Origin of the sequence: Kitasatospora sp. McL0602 (assembly GCF_052076145.1) — a bacterium.
Taxonomy (GTDB): domain Bacteria; phylum Actinomycetota; class Actinomycetes; order Streptomycetales; family Streptomycetaceae; genus Kitasatospora.
Genome location: NZ_CP197246.1, coordinates 768,627 through 794,767, shown reverse-complemented (window position 1 = coordinate 794,767; position 26,141 = coordinate 768,627). Strand labels below are relative to the sequence as shown.

The 26,141-nt window shown below is 70.0% G+C and carries 27 protein-coding genes, 1 pseudogene and 1 riboswitch; of the genes and pseudogenes, 24 read left to right on the top strand and 4 right to left on the bottom strand.

The annotated features are described in order from the left end of the window. Nucleotides 1-2 precede the first annotated feature (2 nt). The 22 genes from ACR68M_RS03710 to ACR68M_RS03605 all read left to right on the top strand — a co-directional run bounded on the left by ACR68M_RS03710 (nt 3) and on the right by ACR68M_RS03605 (nt 16,217). Entirely contained in the window at nt 3-1,622 is a 1,620-nt protein-coding gene (locus ACR68M_RS03710) for a peptidoglycan-binding protein (RefSeq protein WP_441248934.1), read from the top strand. After that, the gene (locus ACR68M_RS03705; protein ID WP_441248933.1) at nt 1,622-1,996 is read left to right on the top strand and encodes a hypothetical protein; all 375 of its coding nucleotides are present in this window, start codon (nt 1,622-1,624) and stop codon (nt 1,994-1,996) included. Before ACR68M_RS03710 ends, ACR68M_RS03705 begins: the two co-directional genes overlap by 1 nt. Beyond that, nucleotides 1,986-2,276: a hypothetical protein gene (locus ACR68M_RS03700; protein WP_441248932.1), complete on the top strand. Its 291-nt coding sequence runs from the start codon at nt 1,986-1,988 to the stop codon at nt 2,274-2,276. Before ACR68M_RS03705 ends, ACR68M_RS03700 begins: the two co-directional genes overlap by 11 nt. Beyond that, nucleotides 2,273-2,596, top strand: coding sequence for a hypothetical protein (locus tag ACR68M_RS03695; RefSeq protein ID WP_441248931.1), 324 nt, complete (start codon nt 2,273-2,275; stop codon nt 2,594-2,596). Before ACR68M_RS03700 ends, ACR68M_RS03695 begins: the two co-directional genes overlap by 4 nt. A 134-nt stretch (nt 2,597-2,730) precedes the next feature. Beyond that, nucleotides 2,731-3,663 (top strand): hypothetical protein, encoded by a 933-nt coding sequence (locus ACR68M_RS03690; protein WP_441248930.1) that lies wholly within the window; start codon nt 2,731-2,733, stop codon nt 3,661-3,663. A gap of 55 nt (nt 3,664-3,718) precedes the next feature. Next, the gene (locus ACR68M_RS03685) at nt 3,719-4,339 is read left to right on the top strand and encodes a hypothetical protein (RefSeq protein WP_441248929.1); all 621 of its coding nucleotides are present in this window, start codon (nt 3,719-3,721) and stop codon (nt 4,337-4,339) included. A 14-nt stretch (nt 4,340-4,353) separates the two neighbouring features. Then, nucleotides 4,354-4,569: a hypothetical protein gene (locus ACR68M_RS03680; RefSeq protein WP_441248928.1), complete on the top strand. Its 216-nt coding sequence runs from the start codon at nt 4,354-4,356 to the stop codon at nt 4,567-4,569. 73 nt (nt 4,570-4,642) lie between these two features. Beyond that, on the top strand, nt 4,643-5,437 hold the full coding sequence (locus tag ACR68M_RS03675) for a hypothetical protein (RefSeq protein ID WP_441248927.1): 795 nt from the start codon (nt 4,643-4,645) through the stop codon (nt 5,435-5,437). Between the two features lie 64 nt (nt 5,438-5,501). Next, nucleotides 5,502-6,257 (top strand): hypothetical protein, encoded by a 756-nt coding sequence (locus ACR68M_RS03670; RefSeq protein ID WP_441248926.1) that lies wholly within the window; start codon nt 5,502-5,504, stop codon nt 6,255-6,257. Nucleotides 6,258-6,335: 78 nt separating this feature from the next. Beyond that, nucleotides 6,336-6,674 (top strand): hypothetical protein, encoded by a 339-nt coding sequence (locus ACR68M_RS03665; protein ID WP_441248925.1) that lies wholly within the window; start codon nt 6,336-6,338, stop codon nt 6,672-6,674. A gap of 2 nt (nt 6,675-6,676) precedes the next feature. Further along, nucleotides 6,677-6,880, top strand: a complete 204-nt coding sequence (locus ACR68M_RS03660; protein WP_441248924.1) for a hypothetical protein — start codon at nt 6,677-6,679, stop codon at nt 6,878-6,880. Nucleotides 6,881-7,128: 248 nt separating this feature from the next. Continuing rightward, nucleotides 7,129-7,572 carry a hypothetical protein gene (locus ACR68M_RS03655; RefSeq protein ID WP_441248923.1) on the top strand — a complete coding sequence of 148 codons (444 nt, stop codon included), beginning with the start codon at nt 7,129-7,131 and terminating at the stop codon, nt 7,570-7,572. Further along, nucleotides 7,547-8,449, top strand: a complete 903-nt coding sequence (locus tag ACR68M_RS03650) for a toprim domain-containing protein (RefSeq protein WP_441248922.1) — start codon at nt 7,547-7,549, stop codon at nt 8,447-8,449. Before ACR68M_RS03655 ends, ACR68M_RS03650 begins: the two co-directional genes overlap by 26 nt. Continuing rightward, nucleotides 8,431-10,011 (top strand): DNA primase family protein, encoded by a 1,581-nt coding sequence (locus ACR68M_RS03645; RefSeq protein WP_441248921.1) that lies wholly within the window; start codon nt 8,431-8,433, stop codon nt 10,009-10,011. Before ACR68M_RS03650 ends, ACR68M_RS03645 begins: the two co-directional genes overlap by 19 nt. Before the next feature lie 8 nt (nt 10,012-10,019). After that, complete coding sequence (locus ACR68M_RS03640) at nt 10,020-11,888, top strand: DNA polymerase (protein WP_441248920.1); 1,869 nt, start codon at nt 10,020-10,022, stop codon at nt 11,886-11,888. An 8-nt stretch (nt 11,889-11,896) separates the two neighbouring features. Beyond that, complete coding sequence (locus ACR68M_RS03635; RefSeq protein ID WP_441248919.1) at nt 11,897-12,352, top strand: endonuclease domain-containing protein; 456 nt, start codon at nt 11,897-11,899, stop codon at nt 12,350-12,352. A gap of 750 nt (nt 12,353-13,102) precedes the next feature. Then, nucleotides 13,103-14,107, top strand: coding sequence for a sigma factor (locus tag ACR68M_RS03630; protein WP_441248918.1), 1,005 nt, complete (start codon nt 13,103-13,105; stop codon nt 14,105-14,107). A gap of 50 nt (nt 14,108-14,157) precedes the next feature. Then, nucleotides 14,158-14,328, top strand: a complete 171-nt coding sequence (locus ACR68M_RS03625; protein ID WP_441248917.1) for a hypothetical protein — start codon at nt 14,158-14,160, stop codon at nt 14,326-14,328. Between the two features lie 14 nt (nt 14,329-14,342). Continuing rightward, nucleotides 14,343-14,690, top strand: a complete 348-nt coding sequence (locus tag ACR68M_RS03620; RefSeq protein ID WP_441248916.1) for a hypothetical protein — start codon at nt 14,343-14,345, stop codon at nt 14,688-14,690. Between the two features lie 148 nt (nt 14,691-14,838). Further along, nucleotides 14,839-15,351: a hypothetical protein gene (locus ACR68M_RS03615; protein ID WP_441248915.1), complete on the top strand. Its 513-nt coding sequence runs from the start codon at nt 14,839-14,841 to the stop codon at nt 15,349-15,351. Next, the gene (locus tag ACR68M_RS03610; RefSeq protein ID WP_441248914.1) at nt 15,348-15,542 is read left to right on the top strand and encodes a hypothetical protein; all 195 of its coding nucleotides are present in this window, start codon (nt 15,348-15,350) and stop codon (nt 15,540-15,542) included. The genes ACR68M_RS03615 and ACR68M_RS03610 overlap by 4 nt, the downstream gene beginning before the upstream one ends. Nucleotides 15,543-15,722: 180 nt before the next feature. Beyond that, the gene (locus ACR68M_RS03605; protein ID WP_441248913.1) at nt 15,723-16,217 is read left to right on the top strand and encodes a hypothetical protein; all 495 of its coding nucleotides are present in this window, start codon (nt 15,723-15,725) and stop codon (nt 16,215-16,217) included. A gap of 389 nt (nt 16,218-16,606) precedes the next feature. Here the strand turns inward: ACR68M_RS03605 and ACR68M_RS03600 are convergent, their stop codons facing one another. Then, nucleotides 16,607-18,172, bottom strand: coding sequence for a recombinase family protein (locus ACR68M_RS03600; protein ID WP_441248912.1), 1,566 nt, complete (start codon nt 18,170-18,172; stop codon nt 16,607-16,609). A 64-nt stretch (nt 18,173-18,236) separates the two neighbouring features. Continuing rightward, nucleotides 18,237-18,599: pseudogene (gene ribA, locus ACR68M_RS03595) on the bottom strand (GTP cyclohydrolase II RibA); the annotation flags it as partial. 186 nt (nt 18,600-18,785) lie between these two features. On the opposite strand from ribA, the gene ACR68M_RS03590 reads away from it, so the two are divergent. Both ACR68M_RS03590 and ACR68M_RS03585 read left to right on the top strand, forming a co-directional pair. Continuing rightward, nucleotides 18,786-19,703 (top strand): NADP-dependent oxidoreductase, encoded by a 918-nt coding sequence (locus ACR68M_RS03590; RefSeq protein WP_441248911.1) that lies wholly within the window; start codon nt 18,786-18,788, stop codon nt 19,701-19,703. After that, nucleotides 19,700-20,458, top strand: a complete 759-nt coding sequence (locus ACR68M_RS03585) for a VOC family protein (protein WP_441248910.1) — start codon at nt 19,700-19,702, stop codon at nt 20,456-20,458. The genes ACR68M_RS03590 and ACR68M_RS03585 overlap by 4 nt, the downstream gene beginning before the upstream one ends. Nucleotides 20,459-20,468: 10 nt before the next feature. On the opposite strand, the gene lnt is transcribed toward ACR68M_RS03585, so the two are convergent. After that, nucleotides 20,469-22,037, bottom strand: coding sequence for an apolipoprotein N-acyltransferase (gene lnt, locus ACR68M_RS03580; protein WP_441248909.1), 1,569 nt, complete (start codon nt 22,035-22,037; stop codon nt 20,469-20,471). A 98-nt stretch (nt 22,038-22,135) separates the two neighbouring features. Then, nucleotides 22,136-25,744, bottom strand: a complete 3,609-nt coding sequence (cobN, locus tag ACR68M_RS03575; protein ID WP_441248908.1) for a cobaltochelatase subunit CobN — start codon at nt 25,742-25,744, stop codon at nt 22,136-22,138. A 159-nt stretch (nt 25,745-25,903) separates the two neighbouring features. After that, nucleotides 25,904-26,044: riboswitch (cobalamin riboswitch) on the bottom strand. Nucleotides 26,045-26,141: the final 97 nt, after the last annotated feature.

The window sequence follows — 26,141 nt, the reverse complement described above, 5'->3', positions numbered from 1 at the left end:
CCATGTCTCTCGACGCAACCCTGAACGAGGCCCGCAAGTGGGCCGACGAGAACTACCGGGGCGGCAAGTCCCCGAACGGCAAGTTCTACGACACCCCCTTCGGGGCGTGGTACGGCATGAACCATCAACCCTTCTGCGACATGTTCGTCTCGTACTGCGCCAACACCGCAGGCGAGCTGGGCTCGGTCGGCAAGTACGCCTACTGTCCCTCGCACGTCCAGTTCTTCAAGGGCAAGGGCCAGTGGATATCCCGCAACGGCGCGGCCAAGCGCGGCGACGTGGTCTTCTACTCCTGGGATGGTGGCCCGACTGCCGACCACGTGGGCTTCGTGCTGGAGGACTCCGCGCCTGGCCAGTCGGTGAAGACTGTGGAGGGCAACACCGTGGCTGGCGACGGCCCCAACCAGGGCTCGGGCGGCTCGGTCTGCTACAAGGTTCGGCCCCGCTCCAGCGTCCTGGGCTTCGGCCGCCCCGCCTACGGCAACTCGGCCGGCACTCCGCCGACCGGCGGCCAGGTCGTCATCGACGGCAAGGCGTACGGACCGGGCTCCGCGGGTGACCACATCACCACGATGGGTCACGCTCTCGTCCGTGCAGGGTGCTCTCGCTACCTGGAGGGCCCTGGCCCTTCGTGGGGTAGCGCTGACACCGAGTCGATGCGGGCCTACCAGGTCAAGATCGGCGACCACGACAGCGCTGACGGCGTCCCGGGCCCGAAGCAGCTCGCCAAGCTGCTCACCGAGTACGGGGCCCCGGCTCCCGACCCGGAGCCGACTCCGCCCCCGGCCGACGGCTGCTGCTGCCCCGGCCACGGCTCGGGCTCCCGCTCGACTGGTCGGGCGAAGAAGGCCGCGATCGTCGGCGGCCTGGTCGCTGTGGTCACCGGTTCCGGCGTCGGCGGCGCGGTGCTGGCCACCGAGGACGCCCTGGCCCCCGAGGCTCCCGTGGTCCAGGAGGACCCGGCCCCCGCCCCGGCCGAGGCCGAGCTTCCTGCCGGTGACTACGTGGTGGTGCCGGGGGACACCCTCTCGGAGATAGCCGAGCGCGCGGGCGTCTCGCTGGAGGCGCTTCTGACCGCGAATCCTGAGCGGACTGCGAACCCGGATCTGATCTACCCTGGCCAGGTCATCGTGATCCCTGGTGACGGTGTAGTCCCGGGCCCGCCTGAGCCGGTGGTGTACGTCGCGCCGGAGCCTGCCCCCGAGCCCGCTCCGGAGGCCCCCGCCGAGGAGGTGCCGGCCGAGGCCCCCGCCGAGGAGGCTGCGGCCCCGGCCGCGAGCACCAGCTACTCGAACAACCTGGACGGGTGGATCGAGGAGGCGCGGGACATCCTTCGGGCGAACGGCGACCAGGTCCCCTCGCACGACGCGATCCTCGCGCGGGTCATGACCGAGTCCAGCGGGAACCCGCAGGCGATCAACCTGTGGGACTCGAACGCGGCGGCGGGCACTCCGTCGAAGGGTCTCATCCAGACCATCGACAGCACCTTCCAGACGTACCGCCTGGCCTCGCTGCCGGACGACCCCTTCGACCCGGTGGCCAACATCGTCGCGGGTGTCCGCTACGGGAACGCGGTCTACGGCTCGTTCGAGTCGGTGGCTTTCAACTCGGGCGGCTACTGATGCGCCCCGAGGTGTCCCGGGCCCTGCCCTTCGCCGTGATGGCGGGGGCGGGGCTCGCCTCTCTCATGAGCCCGACCCTGCTGGCCGGTCTGGGCACAGACGGCCCGCTGGAGCACGCCCTGTTCGGTTCGGCCCTCCTACTGGGTGGCCTGCTGTGCACGGTGGGTTCACTCCGCCGGGACGAGCTGTGGTGCTTCGTCGGCCTGCCGCTGCTGGTGACGGGCTACGCGGCTTATGCGGTGGCGTCGGCTGGCAACGGTTTTTGGGGGCCGTTCCTCGCCTACCTCGCGGTTGTCGCGTGGCTGGGCAGCAAGTTCCTGCGGCTCCGTCGAGCCGTCAACGACCATCGAAAGGAGACCCGCCGTGGTGCTTGAGATCCTGGCCGTGGTGTTCGGCGCTGGCGGGGCCGCGACCCTCGGTGTTGTGTTCAAGGCGTGGCAGGCACGCAAGGATGGCTTCCAGTCGGCCCGCCGCGAGCACATCGCTGACCTGGCGGCCTGGCGTGAGGAGGCGCACGACCACGCCCGTGAGCTGGCGGAGCTGCTGGACTACTGGCGCAACGTGGCGGCGTCGTACGAGTACCAGCTTCGGTCCCACGGGATCGAGCCGACGCACAGTGTGCCGACCCCCAGCGTGAAGGAGGAGATCGCGTGAAGCGGTGGATCAAGGACAATCCCGTCCGCGCTCGCTCGGGCGTCGTAGCCCTCCTGGCCCTGCTCGGTCTCCTGGTCCCGAGCTTGGCCGGGCTCCAGACCAATGAGACGGTGATTGGCCTGGTGCTGGTCGCGGCCTCGCTGCTGGGCGGGCACTCGGCCGGTAAGCGGGTGGTGACCCGCGAGGCCGATGAGGCGTCCACAGCGGCGGCGCTGGCGTCCGGCCGCCGGGAGTGCTGCGCGTGTCCGCACGCCCTGCCCGAGCCGAACGAGCCGGAGACGGCTACCCGCATGGTGCTCCGCGCGAAGGTGAAGCGGTGACCTTGGCCCCTGGCCTTCCTTCGGGAGGGCTGGGGGCCTTTCGTCATGTGTTGGGCACCACTGCTGAGAATAGCCACGGCCACAGCGTTGGGTGTGCAACACTGGGCCCCAGAGGGCTACGACGAAGGAGCAACATGGCTGAGAAGAAGACGACCACTCGGAAGTCGGCGGCCACCAATGCTGCGCCGATTAAGAAGGCCGCGAGTTCTCGGACCACAGCCGCGAAGAAGGCAGCAGCGCCAGCCAAGAAGGCGGCCGCCAGCCCGCCAGCCGCCCCTGTGAAGAAGGCCGCTAGCAAGAAAGCCACCGCTCCGGCAAGGGTACTCACGGGCGTGGTCGTGGAGCGCAAGGAAGCCTCGGTGGACTGGCACGACGTGAACGGTGCCCAGGACGCGATGGACCGGGCGCTCCCGCTCGCGCTGGTGGCGCGGGACAATTACACGGGCATGGCGCGGTCGATGGCCCCGCTGGCCGAAGTGGCCTTCGACGCGGCTCTCCTGTTCACTAACTCGGACGGCATGCCAGACATCCGGCGCGACTCCTTCGCGGCCCGCCAGTGGACGGCTGACCTTCTGGACGGGGTCGGCCTCAAGGTCGAGGACTCCGACGACTTGGACGAGAAGGTCCGGAAGGAGAGCGTTCGGAAGAAGCTGTCCCAGGCCCTCCGCGAGGCGATGTCCCCTGTGCGTGTCCTGCGCATCCGGGCCCTGGACGACGACCCGGAGCAGATGGCCGAGCTGTTCCCGGGCTTCTCGGCGGCGGCGGACATCTTCAAGCACTACGACATCCTTCCGAAGACTCAGGCGGAGATCCGGGCGGAGAACTACCAGCGCAGGGCCCTGCTCCAGCAGGCGGGCGCGGCGGCTCTGGAGGAGGGGGAGAGCACGGCGAAGACGATTTCCCCTGAGCGGAGCGCCGAGGTGGTGCGCCGCGTGCGTAAGTCGGTGGCCGCTCTGGTCCCGTCCTCCTTCGGTGCCGTCACGCACGACGAGGCCGTGGAACTCCGGAAGGAGATCAAGGAGGCCCGCGCGGCCCTGTTGAAGATCGAGAAGGCTCTGCCGCAGTAGGCGGCCGGCATCCATAGGCCCCGCCTCTCCCGCAAGGGAGGGGCGGGGCTTTTGCGTGTCCACCACCCGCCTCAACACCAGCGAACCGACGAGAGGAACTGGTGTGAACGGCGTGGCGTTGATCGGCCGGTCGAGGGCTGGCAAGGACACAGTGGCGGAGCGGCTGATCTGCTTCCACGGCTACACCCGTGTGGCCCTGGCTGACCCGCTCAAGGCGATGGCCCTGGACGTGGACCCGGTGGTCGGCCTGGAGCTGTTGGGCGTGAACGCCCCGGTGCCGCTCCACCTGGCGGACGCTGTGGACCGCTACGGCTGGGAGCGCGTGAAGGACCAGTTCCCCGAGGCCCGCCGCTTCCTCCAGCGCCTCGGGTCGGAGGGCGTACGCGACCACGTGGACCCCGAGTTCTGGATTCGCCGCTGCCTCCGCAACCTGGCCGAGGCCGACCGCCCGGTGGTGGTGACGGACGTTCGGTTCCCGAACGAGGCGGACGCCTTCCGCAGGGAGGGCTTCGAGCTGTGGTTCATCGACCGAGGAGCCCCGGCGGGCGACCACGCCAGCGAGGCCATGGGGCCCGAGCACGCTGACCGTGTGATCCCGAACTTCGGCGGCTTCGATCTCCTTCACCACCACACCGACATGGCAGCGGGCGGCTTCCCGCCTGCTGCGCAGAACTGAGAGGACTTCCCCGAATGAGCATCCGAGACAACCTGGACATCATCGACCGCGTGGCGACCGCGATCGAGTCGAAGATGTACCGCATCCACGAGCCCGCCCCCGAGACCGCCGAGGCGCGCGAGGTCCGCCTCAAGGCCGAGACCGCCGCGAACCGCCGCGTTGCCAACGAGGTGCCGGCCTACTGCGACACCCTCCCGTCGCTGCCGTGCTGTGGCTCCGGAGGCTGCTGACGGCCCCTCATTTCCGCGGTGGCCTGTCCCGACTTAGGGGCGGGCCTTTTCCATGCCCAAACAAGGAGAGAGCATGTCCGAAGGCGTCCGCACGATCCACCAGAAGGGCTCGCGCTACTACGTCCACCCGGAGACGGAGGCCCTGGCCCCGTCGGTGACTTCGATCTTGAACATGGAAAGCAAGCCTTTCCTCCAGCAGTGGTCCGCCACGATGGCGGCCGAGTGCGCGGTGACGGACCTGGAGGTCGTGCAACGCATCGCGGACCGCGACCGCGCGGCTGCCGTGGACTTCCTCAAGTTCGCGGCGAAGAGGTACACGAAGGTACGGGCTGACGTGGGTTCACTGGTCCACGACTACTTCGAACTTCGCCTGCGCGGGGAGACGGTTCCCTACCCGCATCACGACGTGGAGCCCTACGTCCCGCACATCGAAGCGTGGCTGGACAAGTACCAGCCGGAGCTGTGCTACGCGGAGGACGTGGCCTGGTCGTCCCAGCACGACTACGCGGGCAGCTTCGACTTCATGGTGAAGATCGGCGGCGCGACGGTCCTGGGCGACCTCAAGACCTCCAAGTCCGTCTACCTCTCGGTGGCCTTGCAGCTCGCGGCGTACGCCCACTCGGACAACCTGATCACCGTTGACCGGGAGATCCTGCCGTTCCCGCAGGTGGACGCTGGTGCGGTCCTGCACATCACCCCGGAGAAGGCCGAGTTCCGGAAGGTCGAGGTCGGCGACGCCATCTTCGGCCGGTTCCTCAACCTGCGCCGCGTCTTCACGGACTCCCGCGCCTCGGACGCCGGGATCATCGGCCGCGCCGCCTGGAAGAACGAGCTGTCGCGCGCCACCGGCACCGCCCGCCGGTCCTGACTGTCCACCACCCGCCTAAACCCAATCGAACAGGGGCGACGGCCCCGCAGAACAGGAGAATTACGTGAGCGCTCTCGACAACATTTTCGCCTCGGACCCCGAGCTGGCCGAGAAGGCGGAGGCGGCCGAGCGTGCGTCCGCCCCGGACATCGCGGGCACCTTCCGCAACTACGAGGCCAAGCCGGGCGGCGGCTTCCCTGATGCCCTCCCGGACGGCTGGCGGGTCACCTGCGCCGTGCCGGCCACCGCTCGCGCCGTGGCCGAGCTGTTCGAGGCTCCGGAGCCCTTCGAGCGGGACACCGAGGGGGAGGACGCCATGGCGGTGGACACCGGCCACAACTCGGTGGAGGTCATCATCGACGGCCCGGACGCCATCGAGATGGACTTCAAGCAGTGGGTGAACGGCAAGCTGGCCCACCACTGCGACGCGCGGACCTTCCTCTCCCCGCCGGAGGACGCGGGTGTCCCGTGTCGGTGCCCCGGCACCATCGCGGACCTCAAGCTCCGCGCGAAGGACGAGCGCGGCCCGAAGCCGTCGATCCGGATCAAGTTCCGAGTGGCCCACGATCCGGAGATGGGCGAGTTCTGCTACAAGTCCTCCGGCTGGTCATTGATTTCGGAGCTGCCCGCGCTCAAGAACGCCCTGGCCAAGGTCGGCGAGCCCGCGCTGTGCCGCCTGGTGAACGAGCGGGTGCAGTACACCTCCAAGGCCGGGCGCGATGTGGACTACCAGAAGCTCACGGTCAAGGTGGACAAGGCGTTCGGCGACGCCATCGCGGACGAGCCGCACTCCGGCTACTCAGAGGAGCCCCCCTTCTAACAGGGAGCGCTGTACGTACAACACTGCGGAGCCGGTCCTTCGGGGCCGGCTCCGCTCCCTTTCCAGGAGAGAGACCCCTTGCAGATCGACAGCACTTCCACGGCCAACCCGATGGTGGACGCCGGGCGAGGCCAGGAAATCATGCGCATGGCCTTCCGGCCGACTCCGGCCCGCCTGCTCCCCCCGGAGGAACGACGCGCCTACGCCCTGGCCTATCCGGACCGCAACCCCTCGGCCGCCCGGGGCACCGGCAACTCCCAGGCCAAGATGACCGAACGCAAGGTCTATGCGATCCGCCGAGCCGCCGATGCCGGGGCCTCCCTCCAGCATCTCGCGGAAGCCTTCGCCATCTCTGTGCGGGCCTGCCGCCACATCGCCCGCCGAACTTCCTGGGCCCACCTGCCGGAGGAGAACTGACCATGACCACCTTCGACGTCCCGCTCTGGCTGATCGCCCCCGCTGACCGCAAGCGCTTCGCCAACGCGCGCAAGCGCGAACTGGCCCCGGAGGGGCCTCTCAACTCCCGCCGCAGGCGGGATGGTAGTCCACTTCGGGTGCTCGCCGACGACGCGAGCGCCTTCACCGACTACGCCGCCCGGCCCGACGGTGAGGAGTGGCTGTGATCTACCGAATCGGTGCTGGAGTCGCCCCGGCCCTAGGTGAGGTCCAGGCCGCCGGCCCCGGGGACACGGTGATTTTCATGCATGACGCCCGCGAGCGCGACGACTTCCAGCGCTACTGGCTGGCGGCCGGGATAGCGACGTTCCGGGGCGCGTTGGTGAAGGTGGTGGCCCCGTGATCGCTGACGCCACTCTGACGGCCTTCGTCCTCCTGGTCGCCGTCTGGTTCGCCATCAAGGGGCGTGAGCCGCGTGTCTAACCGCAACAAGTCCAAGGGCACCGCGCACGAGACAGCAGTGATGCGGTTCCTGAACACGGAACTCGGCCTCGGGGAGTGGCAGGAGTGGCAGAAGCGCTTCGTCTTCGCCGACCCCCACAACCCGGACAACATCAAGCGCCAGGTCCAGACCGGCAAGGACGACGTGGGCGACCTGCACGCCCGGCCTTTCGTGGTCGAGTGCAAGGACGAACAGACGATCCGCCTGCCGGAGTACGTCCGCCAGGCGAACCGCGAGGCCGCGAACGCGGGCTTCCCCTACGGCGTCGCGGTCGTCAAGGCCCGTCGCCGGAAGATCCAGGACGCCTACGCGGTGACCGACCTGGGGACCTTCGCCCGCATTCTTCGGGCCCTGCGAGAGAACACCACAGAGGCGGGAGAGTCCTGTGCGAATGCAAGAGATTCTGGACCGCCTTGAGGAGTGGCACGACTACCAGCCGGGGCAGTGGGTCGCTCGCTGTCCGGCGCACAACGACGGGAAGCCGTCGTTGTGGCTGAACCTCAAGGCGACCGGCACGGTCGGCCTGGCCTGCCGGGCGGGCTGCGACTTCGAGGACATCGTGGCCGGGATGGATCTCCTTCCCCGGCACCTGTTCAACGTGACGGCCGACGGCTTGGAGTCGGTGACCGAGGCCCGGCCGGAGCCGGTCTCGCCGATGTACACGGCGGCCCTTCGGTCGTGGCTGGACTCGCTCCCGATGGCCTGGGGTGACCCCGAGACGGCTCGTTACGTACGCCGCCGGTTCGGCATCCTCGCGGGAGAGGGTGAACGCCTGGGCCTGCGCTACTGGCCGGGGCCGCAGCCGTGCCCGGACTGGGTGCCCACATCGTTCGTCCGGTACCCCCGGCTGGTGGTGCCGATGCGGGACTTCGACGGGGTGGTGCGAGGTGCTCAGGGCCGTGACCTGTCCGGCCGCTGCCCCGTCCGCTGGATCTCGCTGGCGAACCCGGAGGGCTATGCCTGGAAGCGCTTCGGTGTCTTCCGGGGCCCGGACCCCGGAGCACGGTGGATCGTCTGCGAGGGCCTGTCCGACCCGCTGACGGCGGTGTCCGCCGGGTTCAACGCGGTGGGCCTTCGCGGGGCCGGCATGGTCCGCAAGGACCCCGAGGTCATGGACGAGATCGCTGCCGGCCTCCGCGGCCTGGACGTGGAGGTCTGTGGCGACAACGACCGCTCGGGCCAGCGCTTCGCCTGGAGCCTGATGACCGCTCTCCACGAAAGGGGGGTGGCGACTACGCAGCTCCATGTGCCCCGCCCCTTCAAGGACTTGACCGAATGGAGAGAGCACGGATGACCTTCGACATCACCACCGCCGAGCGGACTCCCTACAGGCCGCAGGCCGCCCCGAAGCCGGGTGTCGGCGAGCTGTTCACGGTGACCTCGGAGCGCACCCGGGCGGCCGTCGATGCGTACAAGGCCGCTGTGGCCACCTACGGCGCTTCGGACGTGGTGAACTCCTACACCCTGGTCAACTACATGGCTGGTGGCGTCCGTTACGCCGAGGGCCTGGGCTTCATGGTCTGGGACGGGGTGAAGTGGGTGCGCTCGCGCGTCCAGGTCCGCCAGGCCGCCCATGACCTCGGGGCCGCGCTGACGGCCGCTGTGCCGGTACGCCGGGCGGAGCTGGAGGATGAGGCCCGCCGGGACACAAGCGATCTGACGGAGGCCGCCAGGCGGGCGAAGGCTGCCGAGAAGGACGATCCGATGATCAAGGCGGCTGCCGGGTTCACGGCGTCGTCGCGGATCGACAACATGCTCAAGGAGTTGGCCTCGGTCCGGGGTGTGTATATCGAGCCGGAGGAGCTGGATTCGCACGCCCCGTACCTGACCTTCGCCAACGGGACCGTGGACCTTCGCACGGGCGAGCTGCTGCCGCACGACCCGGACCACCTGATCACGACGGCGCTGCCGTACGACTACAACCCCGAGGCGAAGTGCCCGCGTTGGGAGAAGTTCCTCCAGGAGATCTTCCCGGACCAGACGGAGATGCCGGGCTATATGCAGCGGCTCACCGGGTACGGGATCACGGGCAGTACGGCCGAACAATGTTTCGCGGTGATGATCGGCAAGGGCGCGAACGGCAAGTCCGTGTATCTGGACACGCTGACGTACGTCTTCGATGAGATCTCACAGACGACGGGCTTCGAGACCTTCGAGGCCGACCGGGGCGCGATCCCCGCCGACCTCGCCGCGCTGCGCGACGCCCGTCTGGTGATGGCGTCGGAGGGTGAGTCGGGCAAGGCCATGTCGGAGAGCGTCCTCAAGCGCGCGACCGGCTCGGACAAGATGACGGCCCGCTTCATGCGGGAGAACTTCTTCACCTTCCAGCCGCGCTTCCTCCTGTGGCTGGCGACCAATCACCGCCCGAACTTCAAGTCGCAGGACAACGGGCTGTGGCGTCGCGTGAAGCTGATCGAGTTCACGAAGACGTTCGCCGAGCACGAGAAGGACCACGGCATCTTCGAGAAGCTGCGGGCCGAGCGCGAGGGCATCGCGGCCTGGGCGGTTCGGGGCGCGATCGATTGGTACGCCAGCAAGCTCGGGGAGCCGAAGCGCATCAAGGACGCCACGGCGAACCTCCGCGAGACCAGTGACGCGCTTGCCGAGTTCCTGACGGACGTGATGGTCAAGACGGAGGACGAGGGCCACCGAGTCCCCCTCCAAGAGGCGTACAACGCCTACCGCGACTGGTGCGAGGCGTCGAACGAGCGCCCCTGGACGAAGCGGGGCTTCGCCGCCGCGATGGACGAGCGCGGTATCCGCAAGGTCCGGGCGTCGGCCGGCATGGTCCTGACCGGCGTGCGCATGGTGGGCGCTGACGCCCCGGCGGGCCCCGGCATCTTCGCCAACGACTAAGGAGAGACATGCGGGTTCACCCGTACAAGCTCGCCGGGCAGCCGGTTGAGATCAAGATCCCCCAGAACGCCGATGACCTCCGCGACTTCCGTCGCTGGTGGGTGGACCACGCGCAGGCCGGCACGCTGGTCGGCTTCGACACGGAGACGACGGGCCTGGACTGGTACTCGGGGGACTTCCGCGTCCGCCTGGTGCAGTTCGGCGACGAGACGACGGCGTGGGTCATACCCGTGGAGCGGGGACAGCCCTTCCTCAACGAGGCCCATCTAGCCCTCGCCCGGCTACCGAACCTGGTGGCCCACAACCTGACCTATGACGCCCTGGTTGCTGACAAGCACCTGGGCGTTTCGCTTGAGGACATCTACTCGCGGGCGACGGACACACGCATCCTGGGCCATCTCCTGGATTCCCGCCAGGACTTCGAGGGCGGGGTGGGCCTGTCGCTCAAGCCGCTCTCGGCCTTCTACATCGACCCGTCGGCCCCGGACACTCAGGGCGACCTCACGAGCGTCTTCCGGAGCCTCGGGCTGACGAAGGCGACGGGGTGGGCGGGTATCCCCCTGGAGCACCCGACGTACGAGCTGTACGCGGGGTTGGACGCCATCCTGGTGGCCCGCCTGCTGCCGAAGCTCCGCGACCGGTACGCGGCCGAGGGCCTGCGGCTGGCGCTGATCCCGTACGAGCACCGGGTGGCCCTGGTCTGCGCGAAGATGCAGCGCCGGGGCATGCTGATCGACCCCGCTTACACTGCCGGCCTGGTGGAGCGCCTGGCGGACGAGCGCCGCCACTACGAGGCCGTTGCGGCCGAGTACGGGGTGACCTCGGTCAACGCCCCGAAGCAGGTGGCCGCCGCGCTGCTAGGCATGGGCGAGGTGCTGACGGACAAGACCGCGACGGGCGCACTGGCGGTCGGCAAGGAGGTGCTTCTCCCGATGGCGGACATGGGAACCGACTGGGCCCGCCTGGACATGCGCGCCCCGAACCCCCTGGCGGACGCAGTGCTCCGTGCGAAGCGGGCGGGGAAGTGGTCCACCAGCTACGCCGAGGCGATGCTGACGAACGTGGACGTGGACAACCGCATCCACCCGTCGATCAACCCGCTGGGGGCCCAGACGGGCCGTGCGGCCCACTCCAACCCCCCGCTGGCCCAGCTCCCGTCGAAGGGTTGGCAGATCCGCCGCTGTGTGGTCGCTGAGCCCGGCTCGGTGTACTTCTCGGTGGACCAGGCGGCCGTCGAACTCCGGGTGCTCGCCGCGTTGTCCCGCGAGTCCCGGATGATCTCGGCTATCGCGGCCGGGAAGGATCTTCACGGCTTCGCCGCCGAAATGATGTTCGGTGAGGGCTTCACCACTGGCCAGCGGACCCTGGCGAAGATCGCTGGTCTCGGCACGGCCTACCAGGGAGGTGCGGTGACTCTGGCGAAGCAGACGGGCCAGCCGGTGCCGGTCATGAAGGACACCCTGGCCCGGTACGGCCGGGCCTTCCCGGGGATCAAGCGGTGGGCTCGGGCGATGCAGCGCCAGGCGCTCGCGGAGCGCTGCACGATGACGACGCTGGTCGGCCGACGGCTTCACCTGGACCGGGACAAGCTCTACAAGTCGGTGGCGTACGCCTGCCAGTCCACGGCCCGGGACACGATGGGCCAGGCGCTGATCAACATGGACGACCAGGGCCTCACCCCCTTCCTCGCCATGTGGGTGCACGACGAGGTGGTGGGCACGGCCCCCAAGAAGGACGCGAAGGACGTGGCCGAGGCATGCGCCAAGGCCATGAAGATGACCCTCAACGGCGTGCCGCTGGACACCGACTGCGAGGTGTACGGCCCGAGTTGGGGTGACGGCTACGGACTCCCGGAGGAGTGGGCGTACGTGAACTAGGAGGATGGATGGCGCTCTGGACGAGCGACGAGGACGACCCGAACGTGAAGCGGTGCGAGGTGTGCGACGACCCGAAGCCACTGGGGCAGTACGGGAAGCGCAAACGGTCCCCGGACGGCCGCAACAACGTGTGCCGGCTGTGCGTCCAGGCGGCCCAGCACAAGGCGAGCCGCGACCCGCAGGTGATCCGCAAGCGCCGTGACGCGCGCCTACGCCGCGTCTACGGGATCACGCTCGCCGACTACGAGCGGATGGGGCGGCAGCAGCGCTGGAGGTGCGCGATCTGCGGCGAGAGGGCTGCCGCTGGCGAGCGCCTGGTGGTGGACCACGATCACGACAAGCCGGTGGGCAAGGCGGTCCGCCGCCTCCTCTGTCGTGGCGAGAACTCGGCCCTGGGGCACTTTGGTGACTCTTCGGTCCGCATGGGCCGAGGGGCCTCCTACCTGCGTTCATTTGGCAAGTGAGTGGGCCCCATAGGGCAACCCTATGGAAGAAAGTTAAAGAAGGTAAAGCCCCAGGGTGCGGGGCATGATCGGGACCAAAGGCCCCCCATCCGACTGGGCCTTTGGTCCTTGATCAGCGTTGCGTCTCCAACGCTCGTCCTCGTATGGTTATGCGAGTTGGTGGCAATGCAGTCACCCCTTGTGCGCCGGAAGGAGATGGCTGTGAAGTACACACGTCGCCACTTCGGCGTACTGATGCATCGCGTGCGCGTCTGGCTCGCGGCGTATACCCCGGTGTGCTCAATTGCCTCCCGATTTAGGGCTATTGGCCTCGCCATGGACCCGGCCGGCCCTCTGTGTCGAGTCGGGAAGGCTCGCCGTCGCCGCGCTCGGGCCCTTCGTGATCAGCGAATTCTGGCTGGGGCCTGGGCACAGTGCTACCGCGCCGTTCGATGCTCTCGAAACAGCACCCGCACCACTGTCGCCAAGCGTCGCCGCCTCGCCGGCAGTATGGCGCTCCGCGTGCGACGACTCACCCTTGCCTCGGCTCCGGCTCCCTGTCGGAGCGCACTGGGTGTCCCCAACTGACCTGATTCCAGGTCTTCTTAGGCCCCTGTCCTTCGGCTGACGACCGAACGGCAGGGGCTTTCTCGTGCCCCGATTCGGCTGCCGTGCCGGACGGGGCTTCTTCATGCCCTCTTCCGGTCGGTCGGCCCGCGATGGCGCACGCCCGCCTATTTGTCCCGTACATGCCAAACCAGGAGTGCCACCATGTCTGTCGCCTGCAACAACGCCGAGATGATCGTCGCTGCCAAGGCCGGTGACCCGACCGCCAAGCACGCCGTACTCGACTCCATCGGCGGCATGATCCACGACATTGCGGCCCAGCAGCTCGCGGCCACCCCGATGGGCAACACCCTGGAGGACTTGAAGCAGGACGCCTCCGTGGCGGCCCTCCAAGCGCTGGACTCCTTCTCCCCGGGCAAGGCCAAGTTCTCCACCTTCGCCTACAAGGTGATCACCGGCGAGGTGCTGTCCTCCGCGTTCCGCAACGGCACCTCGGGCGTCAACGAGAAGCACGTGAAGACGTACCGCTCCGCGCTGGGCAAGACCGACGGCGACCATGAGGCCGCTGCCGCGATCGTCACTGACTCCGCGCAGGTCGGGAAGATGGCGATGTCCGATGCCGCCGTCCAGGACGTTCGCGCCGCGCTGGCCCCGACGACCACGTGGGACGAGGTGGGCGAGGAACTGCACCCGCTGTCGTGGGCGGAGACGGAGGACTTCGACCTGGCCCCGGAGCTGCGCGACGAGTCCGACGCCGAGCGCGCCCACCGCACGGCCCGGGTGGAGCTGGCGCACGCTGTGCTGGCCACCCTGCCGGCGGGCTTCATAGCCGCGCTGGAGCTGGTGTACGGCCTCAATGAGCAGCCCCGTCTGGTCCACATGGACCCGGAGAGCCCTCAGTTCGGCCAGCCCGACGCCCACGCCTTGGCTGACCACCTGGGCGTGTCCCACCTCGCGGCCCAGAAGGTCCAGCAGCGCGCCCACGCCCGCCTCGCCGAGGCCGGGAAGTCTGCCGAGTTCACCACGCTCCCGCTGGAGATCGCTGACCTGTATCGCGCCGACCAGCTCCGCCCGGAGCCGCGCAGCAACCGTCCGGTGGAGAAGCGTCCCGCCGGACGCCACAGCGGCCCGACCGCCAAGCGGTACTCCGGCGGCTTCGCCTGCTCCGGCCGCGCCTTCGAGGTCCGCGACACCTACTTCCGGGCCTGACCTGTCCACCACCCGCCTCAACTCCAGCGAACCGACGAGAGGACCCCACGATGAACGCCCTGACCGGCACCTACGCGATCCCGTCCGGGACGACGCTCCACATCTTCGCCAGCACGGACGGCACGTACCAGCTTGAGGTGACCCGGCGGGGCGAAGCCGTGTCGTACACCGGGGGCCACTCGGACCGCGAGGTCCGCGCCTTCCTGTCCCTGATCAAGTAACCGGAGAGAGAACCATGAACGAGACCACTGAGCACAAGGCGACCATGCGTCCGGCGTTCGGCTCCGTGATTGGGGTCCGCACCGACACGACGGGGAACCGCCTCCTCCTCACGGTGTCCGCCGAGACGACCAAGGGAGCCCAGCTCTCGGCGGAGGACTGCCGGAAGCTGGCAGCTTATCTGACGCGCCAGGCAACGGAGTTGGAGAAGTCGGAGAGGGTGGCGCGCGTGTCCTCGCCGCTGAAGGGCCTCTACGACCGCGACCCCGCCCTGCCGCTGCGGGGGATCGACTCGGCGTGGGAGAAGCCGGGGACCTCAGTACTGGACGAGTGGAAGCGTACGGCCGGCCGGCGATTCCCGTGACCCGCGCCGAGGCTCTGGCCCTCGCCGAGAAGACGGTGAGGGAGATGTCCACCAACTCCCGGGGCTATCAGGATGGTTGCCCCTTCGAGGCCCGCGTTACCGCCGTGCTCCGCATGGCCGAGTTCCTGATGAATGGAGAGACCCCCGCATGACGACCACCCGCATTGGCGACCAGAAGTTCCCCTGCAAGTTTAACCCGGACGACGACTTCGCCAAGCTGTCCATGGATGCGGAGGGGGACATCATCCTCACCGTGGAGGAGTCAGGGGAGCACTCCACGTCGGTCTACCTGGACCCCCACGTGGCCGAGGCGATGGCCTCCGCGCTGGACGCCCGAGCGGAGGAGTCCCGCTCGGTCCAGGAGGACATCCGGCGGGCCCGTGCGGACGAGGCGGAGGAGGCCGCGCGGCTGGCGGAGCTGGACCAGCGGCAGCGCGCGGGGGAGGCCCGGAAGGCGGGCAAGCCCTCGCTGGTGCCGGGTGGGAAGACGGACCCGGCCGAGACCCCGAAGGTGCCGACATTCGCGGACACGATGCTGCCGCAGCCGGGGACCGAGACCCGTGAGCGCGCCTTCCTGCGGGCGACGGAGATCCTGCCGGACTCGGCGGGCTTCGACGCCCAACTGGCACTGGCGCACTACCTTCTGGAGGAGGCGAAGTGACCGTACCTGTTGTCTACGGGGTCGTGCAGACCGAGGCGCGCGCCTACGAGGCGAAGACCCCCGGAGGCCGGACCGTGGTGGCCCTGGAGCTGGTCCACAGGGCCGGGGGCACGGTGACGCGGTACGTGTTCCCGTTGCCGACGGACCTGGCGCTGGAACTGTCCAGTGAGATCGAGGAGAGTGTCTGGTGACTTCCTGTCTCCTTATTCCGGCGTGGCACGATGTTAGATCTGCGAAACTGATGCCCCCCGCCATTGTTGCATTCGCAACGATGGCGGGGGGCATTTGTCGTTTTCGGGACGTGCCTTGCTGGCTGCGATCGCCGGGTGAGTCCAGGGGCGGCATCGCCCGAATGAGCGCACCATGGAGGTGTGACAGACCCCGATGAGAAGAAGAGCGAGCGAGACTCAGGTGTCGCTAGCCTAGCGTACGATGCGGTCTTGCGTGGATTGTCTCTCCAGGACACCATGCTCACTAATTTGCGAAACCGGGCTAGCACCCTCCTATCGGTTTCTGCATTGGGAACCTCATTTGCAGCGGCGGCGAGTAGATTTCGTGTTGCCAATTTGACGACCACTGACAGAGTCCTGGCGAGCCTGGCAGTATTCGTAATGATAGTCATTGGATATCTCGCTATTTCAATTCTTAGGCCAGTCGACTGGCATGTTGGGCCATCGGTGAGGGAGATTCTGACGCCCCGGCCGGGCACCCTGGATGACATAAAGGTTGACCTGACTAGAAAGCTTGATGCTGCATTTCAGGACAACAAAAGGCAGATCGAGAGCCTGGCCAAAATCTACGATGGTGCAGTCATTCTTCTGGTGGTGCAGGTCCTCCTGCTGGTCTCGCTTGCGATCTTCCGATGAGGGAGGCATCTAATGCCGAACTTCTGGTTCTGGCGACGGCGACGCCCGAAGAAGGTCGGAGTTGAAACGATCAGGCAGGGGCTGGGAAAGGGTAACTATGCCGTCGTTGCATTCTTGGTGATCGGAGGTGCGGTGCAGCTCCAAGGTGCTAGGCACGAAATGGAGAAGGCGGTCGCCATTGCGCGATACTATGCTCAGGTGGCGCATAGTAGTGAAGCCCCCGCAGTAATCGCGGTCGAACGTATTGGTAGGACCCTCTTTCGATAGGCTGCGGTGGTAGTGCCCAGGTAGAGAGGGGTCCGCTGGTGACGTGTCAGCTCAGTAGGTCATGAATGGCGGTGAAACGTCGTTGCTCAGTTGCCAGGGGCACCTGTCGGAAGCACGAGCAGTCACTGCTCATGCTTCTCCTTCCACCCCCTCGGCTTCTTCCACTCGATCACCAGCCGCTCCGGAGTCACCCGCTGCCCGGAGTAATCCGCCTTCCGGATGAACACCTTGTCGATGGCAAGCCGGAGCAACTGGCCCCGGTACGTGTCGGTGGACTCCTCCCACAGCTCGGCACAACGCGCCGGGTCGGTCAGGACGCTGATGTCCGCCATTGGCATGGCCACCTTCTCCCACGCCGCCTTCGCGCTCTCCAAGTCCTCCACGGCGTTCCGCCTGAGCTTGATGAACGTGGCCTCCCCGTCGTGGCCGGGGTAGGCACCAGCGGCGTTGAGGCGGTCGAGTCGCCGGACGGCCTCCTCTGCCACCTTGATCAGCCCGCGTGCTTCCTGCTCGGTGTTGCTCTCCGTCGGGTGCGCGAGGGCTACCCATCCCTCGGCGACGGCCAGCATGGTGGGGTCCAGCGGGTCCTTCGCGGCCAGCCGCTCCTTCCACTCGGCGAGCACAACGCGCAGTACGCCTGTTCGGGTGGCGGTGCACGGCTCCGGGCACGGGACGCCCGCGATGTGAGCTGCACAGCGGAACGCGTTGCCATTGGACGTGGCGCGGTGGCCCGTCTTCTCCTTGAACCCGCCGCCCGCGCACCACGTGAGCCCGGCGACGGGGCTGTCTTCCGCCGGGGCCTGGCCCTCGGCCCGGTCGCTACCGAAGCCTGCCGGCCGTTCCACCCCTGCGCGGACGCGGTGGTGCTTGTCCCAGATCTCCTGCGGGATGGTCGTGGCGCTCTTGGCGAAGACCCGTACCTTCCTGCCCTTCTCGTCCATGAACGCCTGCGGTGCTCCCTTGACGGTGACGACCTGCCACCCGAGGTAGACGGGGTTCCGGAGGATCTTCCCCACGGTGCTGGCGCGCCACGGCCCGCCCTTGGGCGCGGTGTACCCGTCGGCCGTGAGCCCGGCGGCGATCGCCCGCTGGGACTTCCCCTCGGCGGCCTCTCTGTGAATGCGCTCCAGCAGGAACCACTTCTTGCCGTTGGTGAGCTTCCGCTTTTTGGTGAGCTTGCATCCGAACGGCAGGGTGGCCAGCCACTTGCCCGCCCGGCGCTGCTCGGCCTTCGTATCCCGAACCTTCTGGGACAGCACGCGGCTGTACTCGCGGTCTCGCTCGGCGTCCTCAATGATCCGCCGACGGTCCTCGGGACGCTCAGTGTCGAGCCCGTTGATATCGAAGACCAGCCGCTTGCCAGGGCTGTCCAAGATCTTCAGCACGTCGCCCGCGCCCTTGCGGCTGTACCGCGAGGAGTCGTAGGCCCACAGGCAGTCCGACTCGCCTTCGAGTAGCGCGTGCACCGCCGCGTCGAAGTCCGGCCGCTTCACCCCCGGCTTGTACGCCGACAGGTTCTCGCGGAAGATCCGGCGGATCGTGTAGCCGTTCCGCTTGCCCCAAGCGCGGCCACGGGTCTCCTGCGACTGTAGGGACAGGATGTCGTGGGCCGCTGTGCCCCGGACGATCTGTGACTTCCGCAGGAGGAGGTCCAGGTAGCGGACCTGATCGTCTGCCGTGCGCGCCATGGGATCACTCTCCAGTCAGTGGCGCGCACCCGCACCCGGAGAGGTGGCAGCCTGGTTACGCGCTCTGGAGGGCGTAGGCGTCGAGCTTGTTGTAGAGGCCGATGCCGCGGCCCTCCTGGCGGAGGTAGAGGAGGTAGCCGCCGGTGTTGGTGATCCGCTCGGCGGCCTCGCGCAGTTGGGGGCCGCAGTCGCAGCGGGCCGAGCCGAAGACGTCGCCGGTGAGGCACTCGGAGTGCAGGCGGACGAGCGGCGGTTCGGTCGGGTCCGGGGTGCCGAGGGCGAGCGCGAGGTGCTCGGCGCCGTCGGCCAGGCCGTGGAAGGTGTGGACCTCGGCCTCGGTGCGGTAGCCGTCGCCGAAGGTGAGCGGGACTCGCACTCGGGAGCGGATGGCGGCGGCGGGCAGCTGGGTGGTCTCGGTGTCCGGCATGCCTGGCCTCCAGTGGCTGCGGTGGTTCACGTTTCAAACGGTCTGGCTGGGCCTGACCGTACACTGTAGTTCCAATTTGAACAACTGCCGTCCACGTTCGGCGCAGCCCACTCCCCACCCCGTCGGACCGCCCCGCAAGCTGGGAGGCGGGGCCAGGGAGCGGGGGGCTTCGACGTGGAGGTGAGGATGTCGCGAGCGTTCGGGTTCAAGGCGTTCGGCGGGCCGGAGAACCAGGAGTTCCTGGACCGGCCGCCGCCCGTGCCGGGCCCCGGCCGGCTGCTGGTCGCGGTGCTGGCGGCCGGGGTCAACCCGGTCGACTGGAAGGTGCGGCAGGGCTTCCTCGGCACGGAGCTGCCGCTGCCCTTCGTCCTCGGCTCCGAGGTCTCGGGCGTGGTCGAGAGCATCGGCGCGGGAGTGACCGGCTTCGCCGTCGGGGATGCGGTCTTCGGCCATCCGCTCGTCGGCGGCTACACGGAGCACACCCTGATGGCAGCCGAGCAGACCGCCCGCAAACCTGAGGGCGTCTCATATCCGCAGGCCGCCGTGCTGCCGGTGGCCGCCGCCACCGCGTACGACGGGGTGCGCCAGCTTGCGCTGGAGCCGGGGCAGACCCTGCTGATCCTCGGCATCGCGGGCGGCGTCGGCAGCGCCGCCGCCCAACTCGCCCGTGAGCAGGGCCTGACGGTGCTCGGCACGGCGAGTGACGCCAACCGCGAGTACGTCGGGTCGCTCGGCGCCCGCCAGGTGCGGTACGGCGAGGGCGTCGCGGAGCGGATCAGGGCCGTCGCCCCCGGCGGGGTGGACGGCATCCTCGACCTGGTCGGCGGGGACGACGCCCGCGCGGCCGCCGAGACGCTGGCCGTACCCGGGCGGCTGGTCAGCACCGTCGACCCCGTCACCGCCACCGAGCTCGACGGGGAGTTCGTGCACCGCACCCACGGCCCCGCCGCCCTCGAGGAGCTGGCCGCGCTCGTCGCGGCGGGGAAGCTCAACCCCCACATCACCGCTGTCTACCCCCTGGAGCACGCAGCCGAGGCGTTGGCGTCCGTCGAGTCGGGCCACGCGCGCGGCAAGGTCGTGCTGGAGATCGGAGCCGGAGCATGAAGATCACCGAACCGGCCCCGGGCGCGCCCTGCTGGGTCGAACTGGGCACCTCCGACCCGGCGGCCGCCAAGCAGTTCTACGGCGAACTCTTCGGCTGGCGCGCCGAGACCGACCCCCGCCCGGAGGCCGGCGGCTACACGACCCTGCTGCTCGGCGAAGCCCCGGTGGCCGCGTTGACCCCCCTCTACACCCCCGGGCAGCCGACCGCCTGGCAGGTCTCGTTCGCGGTGGCCGACACCGACGAGACGGTGGCCGCGCTCGGGGCGCTCGGAGGGTCGGTGCTGATGGAGCCGACGGAGGTCTTCGACCTGGGCCGGTTCGCCGTGGTGGCCGACCCGGCGGGGGCGGTGTTCTCGCTCTGGCAGGCGCGCGCCTTCCGGGGCGCCGCCGTGCTGAACGAGCCCGGCGCGCTCGGCTGGGTCGAACTCGCCACCCGTGACACCGGTGGGGCCAAGGAGTTCTACCCTCGGATCTTCGGCTGGAGCGTCACCTCCGGCGAGGACTACACCCAGTGGGGCCTGGCCGGGCGGGACTTCGGCGGGATGCTCGCCATGGGCGAGCAGTTCCCCGCCGAGGTGCCGCCGTACTGGATGCCGTACTTCGCCGTCGCGGACGTGGACCTGACCGCGGAACGGGCCGTCGCGCTCGGCGCGAGCGTCATGCTGCCGCCGGTGGAGATGCTCGGCGGGCCGCACCTGTCGGTGATCCGGGACGCGCAGGGAGCCGCCTTCGGGATCTACCTGGCGCGGGAGTGAGAGCCGGGCCTCACGGCCGCATGGGGGTGGCGGTGGCGCTCTCCTGCTCCGCAGGGGGAGCCTCCGCCCCCGCGTCCGTGGTGGAGCGGCGCCGTGCGGCGACCAGGCCGAGCAGGGTGACTGCGGTGATCACGACGGCGGCCCGGGGGGCCCAGTCGCCCAGGCGGTCGTACCAGGTGCGGGCGGTGGGGTCGGCCAGCGGGAGGCGGACGGTCACCGAGCCGGTGGCGTCGGTGTCCAGGTGGGCGAGTCGGCGGCCCTGGCGGTCGTACGCCACCGACTCGCCCGTCAGCGAGGCCTGAACGACCGGGCGGCCGGTCTCGGCGGCGCGCAGGGCGCCGAGCGAGGCGTGCTGGGCGGGGGCCCAGGTGCCCTGGAAGGTCGAGGTCGCCGACTGGTAGACCAGCAGCCGGGCGCCGTCGTCGGCGGCGGCCCGGGACATGTCCGGGAAGGCCGACTCGAAGCAGATCAGCGCACCGAGGGGCAGCGGCCGCCCGTTGCGGTCGGCGGCCGGGAGCAGGTGGAAGGCGGCGCCCGGGGCACGGTTCTCCCCGGCGGCCTTGCTGACCCCGGCGATCCAGCCGAGCACCGGGCGCAGCGGGATGTACTCGCCGAACGGGACGAGCCGGATCTTGCGGTAGCGGGCGGCGATGCCGTCGGGCGTGACGAGCACGGTGTCCTTGGAGATCCGGCCGTCGGCCTTGCGGGCGTCCTCGCCCGCGAGCAGCTGGGCGCCGGTCGCGGCGGAGAGCTCCCGCAGGCGGGTCAGCGCGGTGGCGTCGCGGTCGAGGTCGGCGGCGCTGCTGCTCTCGCCCCAGACCACCAGGTCGACGGCCTGCCCGGTGAGCCCGGCGGTGATCCGGGCGCTGGCGTCGAAGCGGGCGGCCGGGTCGTTCACCACCCCGGGCTGGACGAGGGCGACGGTGGCGTACTCGCCGGGGCTCGGCTGGGTGCGCAGCGCGAACAGCACCGGCCCGGCGGCGATGGCGAGGGCGGTGACCCCGGCGCCCAGCACCTTGAGCGGCGGCCGGGGCGCCGTCAGCAGCACCAGCACGCCGGTGTTGGCGGCGACCACGGCCGCACTGACCAGCCAGGCGCCGCCGACGGAGGCCAGACCGAGGATCGCCGGGTGCTGCCACTGCGTCGCGCCGAGCAGCGCCCAGGGCCCGCCGAGGGCGTGCCAGGAGCGGGCGTACTCGGTGGTCACCCAGACGGCGGGGACGGCGACCAGCGCGGCCAGCGCGCGGGCCGGGCTGAGCGGCGCGTGCAGCAGCCGGTGGACGGTCAGCCCCAGCACCGCCTGGAGCGCCCCGAAGAGTACGGCGAGCACCAGCAGCCCCGGCCCGACGGAGGGGATCAGCCAGTACATCGCCGTCAGGATGAACCCCGCCCCGAACCACCACCCCCGGACGGCAGCCTCCCGCCCACTCGGCGCCTGCTGCATCAGCAGCAGCCCCGGCACCAGCGCGACCCAGGCCAGCGAGGCCAGCCCCGGCGCGGGGAACGCCAGTACGGGGACCGCCCCGGCGGCGAGTGACGCGTACCGGGGCGGTCGGGAGAGGGCGGCCCGAAGAGTCATGCCCCGATTGTCTGCTTTTCAGGCAGCGAAGGGGACCACTTCGGGTGGTGTGTTCGGGGATCTCGTCACATGACGGGTGGACCCCGGGGTGAAGGAGGTCAGCTGTCGCCCTCGAGGTTGCCCTCGGTCTCCAGGAAGGCGGTGCGGAGGGCGTCGATCAGGGCCGGGTCGGGCTCGGCCCAGAGGCCGCGCTCGGCGGCTTCGAGGAGTCGCTCGCTGATGCCGTGCAGGGCCCAGGGGTTGGCGCCGTCGAGGAACTCGCGGTTGGTCGGGTCGAGGACGTACTCCTGGGTGAGCTTCTCGTACATCCAGTCGGCGACCACGCCGGTGGTGGCGTCGTAGCCGAAGAGGTAGTCGACGGTGGCGGCCATCTCGAAGGCGCCCTTGTAGCCGTGCCGCCGCATGGCCTCCATCCAGCGCGGGTTGACCACGCGGGCGCGGAAGACGCGGGCGGCCTCCTCGGTGAGCGTCCGGGTGCGGACGGTCTCGGGGCGGGTGGAGTCGCCGATGTACGCGGCCGGGGCCTTGCCGGTGAGGGCGCGGACGGTCGCGACCATGCCGCCGTGGTACTGGAAGTAGTCGTCCGAGTCGGCGATGTCGTGCTCGCGGGTGTCGGTGTTCTTGGCCGCGACGGTGATCCGCTTGTAGGCGGTCTCCATCTCCTCGCGGGCCGGGCGGCCGCCGAGGTCGCGGCCGTAGGCGTAGCCGCCCCAGACCGAGTAGACCTCGGCGAGGTCGGCGTCGGTGCGCCAGTCCCGGCTGTCGATCAGCTGGAGCAGGCCCGCGCCGTACGTGCCCGGACGGGAGCCGAAGACCCGGATGGTGGCCTTCCGCTCGTCGCCGTGCACGGCCAGGTCGGCCTGGACGTGGGCGCGGACGAAGTTCTGCTCGTCCGTCTCCTCCTGGGCGGCGGCCAGCCGGACGGCGTCGTCCAGCAGGGCGACGACGTGCGGGAAGGCGTCCCGGAAGAAGCCGGAGATGCGCAGCGTGACGTCGATCCGGGGGCGGCCGAGCTCCTCCAGCGAGATCGGCTCCAGGCCGGTGACGCGACGGGAGGCGTCGTCCCAGACCGGGCGGACACCGAGCAGGGCGAACGCTTCGGCGATGTCGTCGCCGGCGGTGCGCATCGCGCTGGTGCCCCAGAGCGAGAGGCCGACCGAGGGCGGGCAGGCGCCGTCGTTGTCGGCCTGGTAACGCTCGACCAGCGAGGTGGCCAGAGCCTGGCCGGTCTCCCAGGCCAGGCGGCTCGGGACGGCCTTCGGGTCGACGGAGTAGAAGTTGCGGCCCGTCGGGAGGACGTTGACCAGGCCGCGCAGCGGCGAGCCGGACGGCCCGGCCGGGACGAAGCCGCCGTTCAGCGCGTGCAGCACGGCGTCCAGCTCGTCGGTGGTCTTCGACAGGCGCGGGACGACCTGGAGGGCGGCGAAGGTGAGCACGTCGGCGACCGCTGCGGGCAGGCCGAAAGCGACCTTCTCGACGGCCTCGGGCGCCCAGTCGGCCGCCTCCATCGCCTCGACCAGCTCGCGGGCCTGGGCCTCGGCCGCGTCGGTGGCACCGAGGGTGAGCGCGGCCTCGTCCAGGCCGAGCGCCTCGCGCAGGCCGGGGAGGGCGCTGACGCCGCCCCAGATCTGCCGGGCGCGCAGGATGGCGAGCACGATGTTGACCCGGTCGACCCCGGCGGGGGCCTGGCCGAGCACGTGCAGGCCGTCGCGGATCTGGGCGTCCTTGATCTCGCAGAGCCAGCCGTCGACGTGCAGCAGGAAGTCGTCGAAGCCCTCGTCCTCGGGGCGCTCCTTCAGCCCGAGGTCGTGGTCGAGCCGGGCGGCCTGGATCAGCGTCCAGATCTGGGCGCGGATCGCGGGCAGCTTGGCCGGGTCCATCGCGGCGATGTTGGAGTGCTCGTCGAGCAGCTGCTCCAGCCGGGCGATGTCGCCGTACGAGTCGGCGCGGGCCATCGGCGGCACCAGGTGGTCGACCAGCGTCGCGTGGGCGCGGCGCTTGGCCTGGGTGCCCTCGCCCGGGTCGTTGACCAGGAAGGGGTACACCAGCGGGAGGTCGCCGAGCACGGCGTCCGGGCCGCAGTCGGCGGAGAGCGCGGCGGTCTTGCCGGGCAGCCACTCCAGGTTGCCGTGCTTGCCGAGGTGGACGACCGCGTGGGCGCCGAAGCCGCCGTCCTCCTGCGCGGCCGCGATCCAGCGGTAGGCGGCCAGGTAGTGGTGGCTCGGGGGGAGATCCGGGTCGTGGTAGATCGCGACCGGGTTCTCGCCGAAGCCGCGCGGCGGCTGGATCAGCACGAGCAGGTTGCCCGAGCGGACGGCCGCGAGCACGATGTCGCCGTCCGGGTTCTGCGAGCGGTCGACGTACAGCTCGCCCGGCGCCGGGCCCCAGTGCTCCTCGACGTGGGTGCGCAGGCCCTCGGGGAGGGTCGCGTACCAGCGGCGGTAGTCGGCGGCCGGGATGCGGACGGGGTTGCGGGCGAGCTGGTCCTCCGTCAGCCAGTCCTGGTCGTAGCCGCCGGCCGAGATCAGGGCGTGGATCAGCGCGTCGCCCTCGTGGCCGTCGCCGGTGATGTCCAGGCCCGGCAGGTCGGTGCCGAGGTCCATGCCCTCGGCGCGCAGGCGGGCGAGCAGGCGCATCGCGCTGGCCGGGGTGTCCAGGCCCACCGCGTTGCCGACCCGGGCGTGCTTGGTCGGGTACGCGGACAGGACGAGGGCCAGGCGGCGCTCGGCGGCCGGGGTGTAGCGCAGCCGGGCGTGGGCGACGGCGATGCCCGCGACGCGGGCGGCCCGCTCGGGGTCGGCGGCGTAGACGGTGAGGCCGTCCTCGTCCAGCTCCTTGAAGGAGAACGGGACGGTGATCAGGCGGCCGTCGAACTCGGGGACGGCGATCTGCGTCGCGGTGTCCAGCGGCGAGAGGCCGTCGTCGCTGGACTCCCAGGCGGCGCGGGACCAGGTCAGGCAGAGCGCCTGGAGGATCGGGCGGTCCAGGGCGGCGAGCGCGCCCGCGTCCCACGCCTCCTCGTCGCCGCCCGCCTGGGCGTCGGCCGGGCGGGTGCCGCCCGCCGCGAGGACGGTGGTGACGATCGCGTCGGCCCGGCCCAGCTCGGCCAGCAGATCGGCGTCGGCGCCGCGCAGCGAGGAGCAGTAGAGCGGCCTCGGCCGGGCGCCCTTGGCCTCGATGGCCTGGCAGAGCGTCTCGACGAAGGCGGTGTTGCCGCTCATGTGGTGGGCGCGGTAGTAGAGGACCGCGATGACCGGGCCGTCGGTGTCGGCGGCGGTGCGCTCCAGCGGGCCCCACTCGGGCGCGGAGGCGGGCGCGGCGAAGCCGTGGCCGGTCAGCAGCACGGTGTCGGAGAGGAAGGCGCCGAGCTCGGCCAGGTTGGCCGGGCCGCCGTGCGCGAGGTAGGCGTGCGCCTCGGCGGCGATCCCGGCGGGGACGGTGGAGAGCTCCATCAGCTGGGCGTCCGGGGCCTGCTCACCCGTCAGCACGATCACCGGGCGGGGGCCCGCGAGCAGCGCGTCCAGACCCTCCTGCCAGGCCCGGCGCCCGCCGAGCAGCCGGACGACCACCAGCTCGGTGCCCTCCAGCAGCTCGGGCAGCGCCTCGGCGGTGAGCCGGGCCGGGTTGCCGAGGCGGAAGTCGACCGGGCCCTGCGAGGCACGGGCGCTCAGCAGGTCGGTGTCGGAGGTCGAAAGGAGAAGGATCATGCGGAGGCCCTCCCGGCCACGAAGACGCCCCGAGCGGCAGGGAGCGAAGGAGTGAGATGCGACGGCACGGCGAGAGACGGCTCTGGGAGCAGGGGCGTGCGACAGCGGCGCATAGGTCTTGCCTTCCTCGGGGTCCGCGCCCCGTGGGATACCCCTGGTGGGGGCTTGTCGAGGACGGCAGGAGTTCCTGGCTCCCACGGCCGGTGAGCCGTGGTCACAGTGGCGGGACCGCACCGGTATTGCACCGGTTTCCTCCCCTTGGCGCCGTCGCTGGCGTGGGCCCGCCGCGAGACGAGCCCGGGAGCATCGTACGGGGTGGTGATGGGCGGGGACAGGGAGCCATCGGATCGGGTGTGATCCACACGGCAGCGGTACGACGGCGGATCGTGGGTATGCT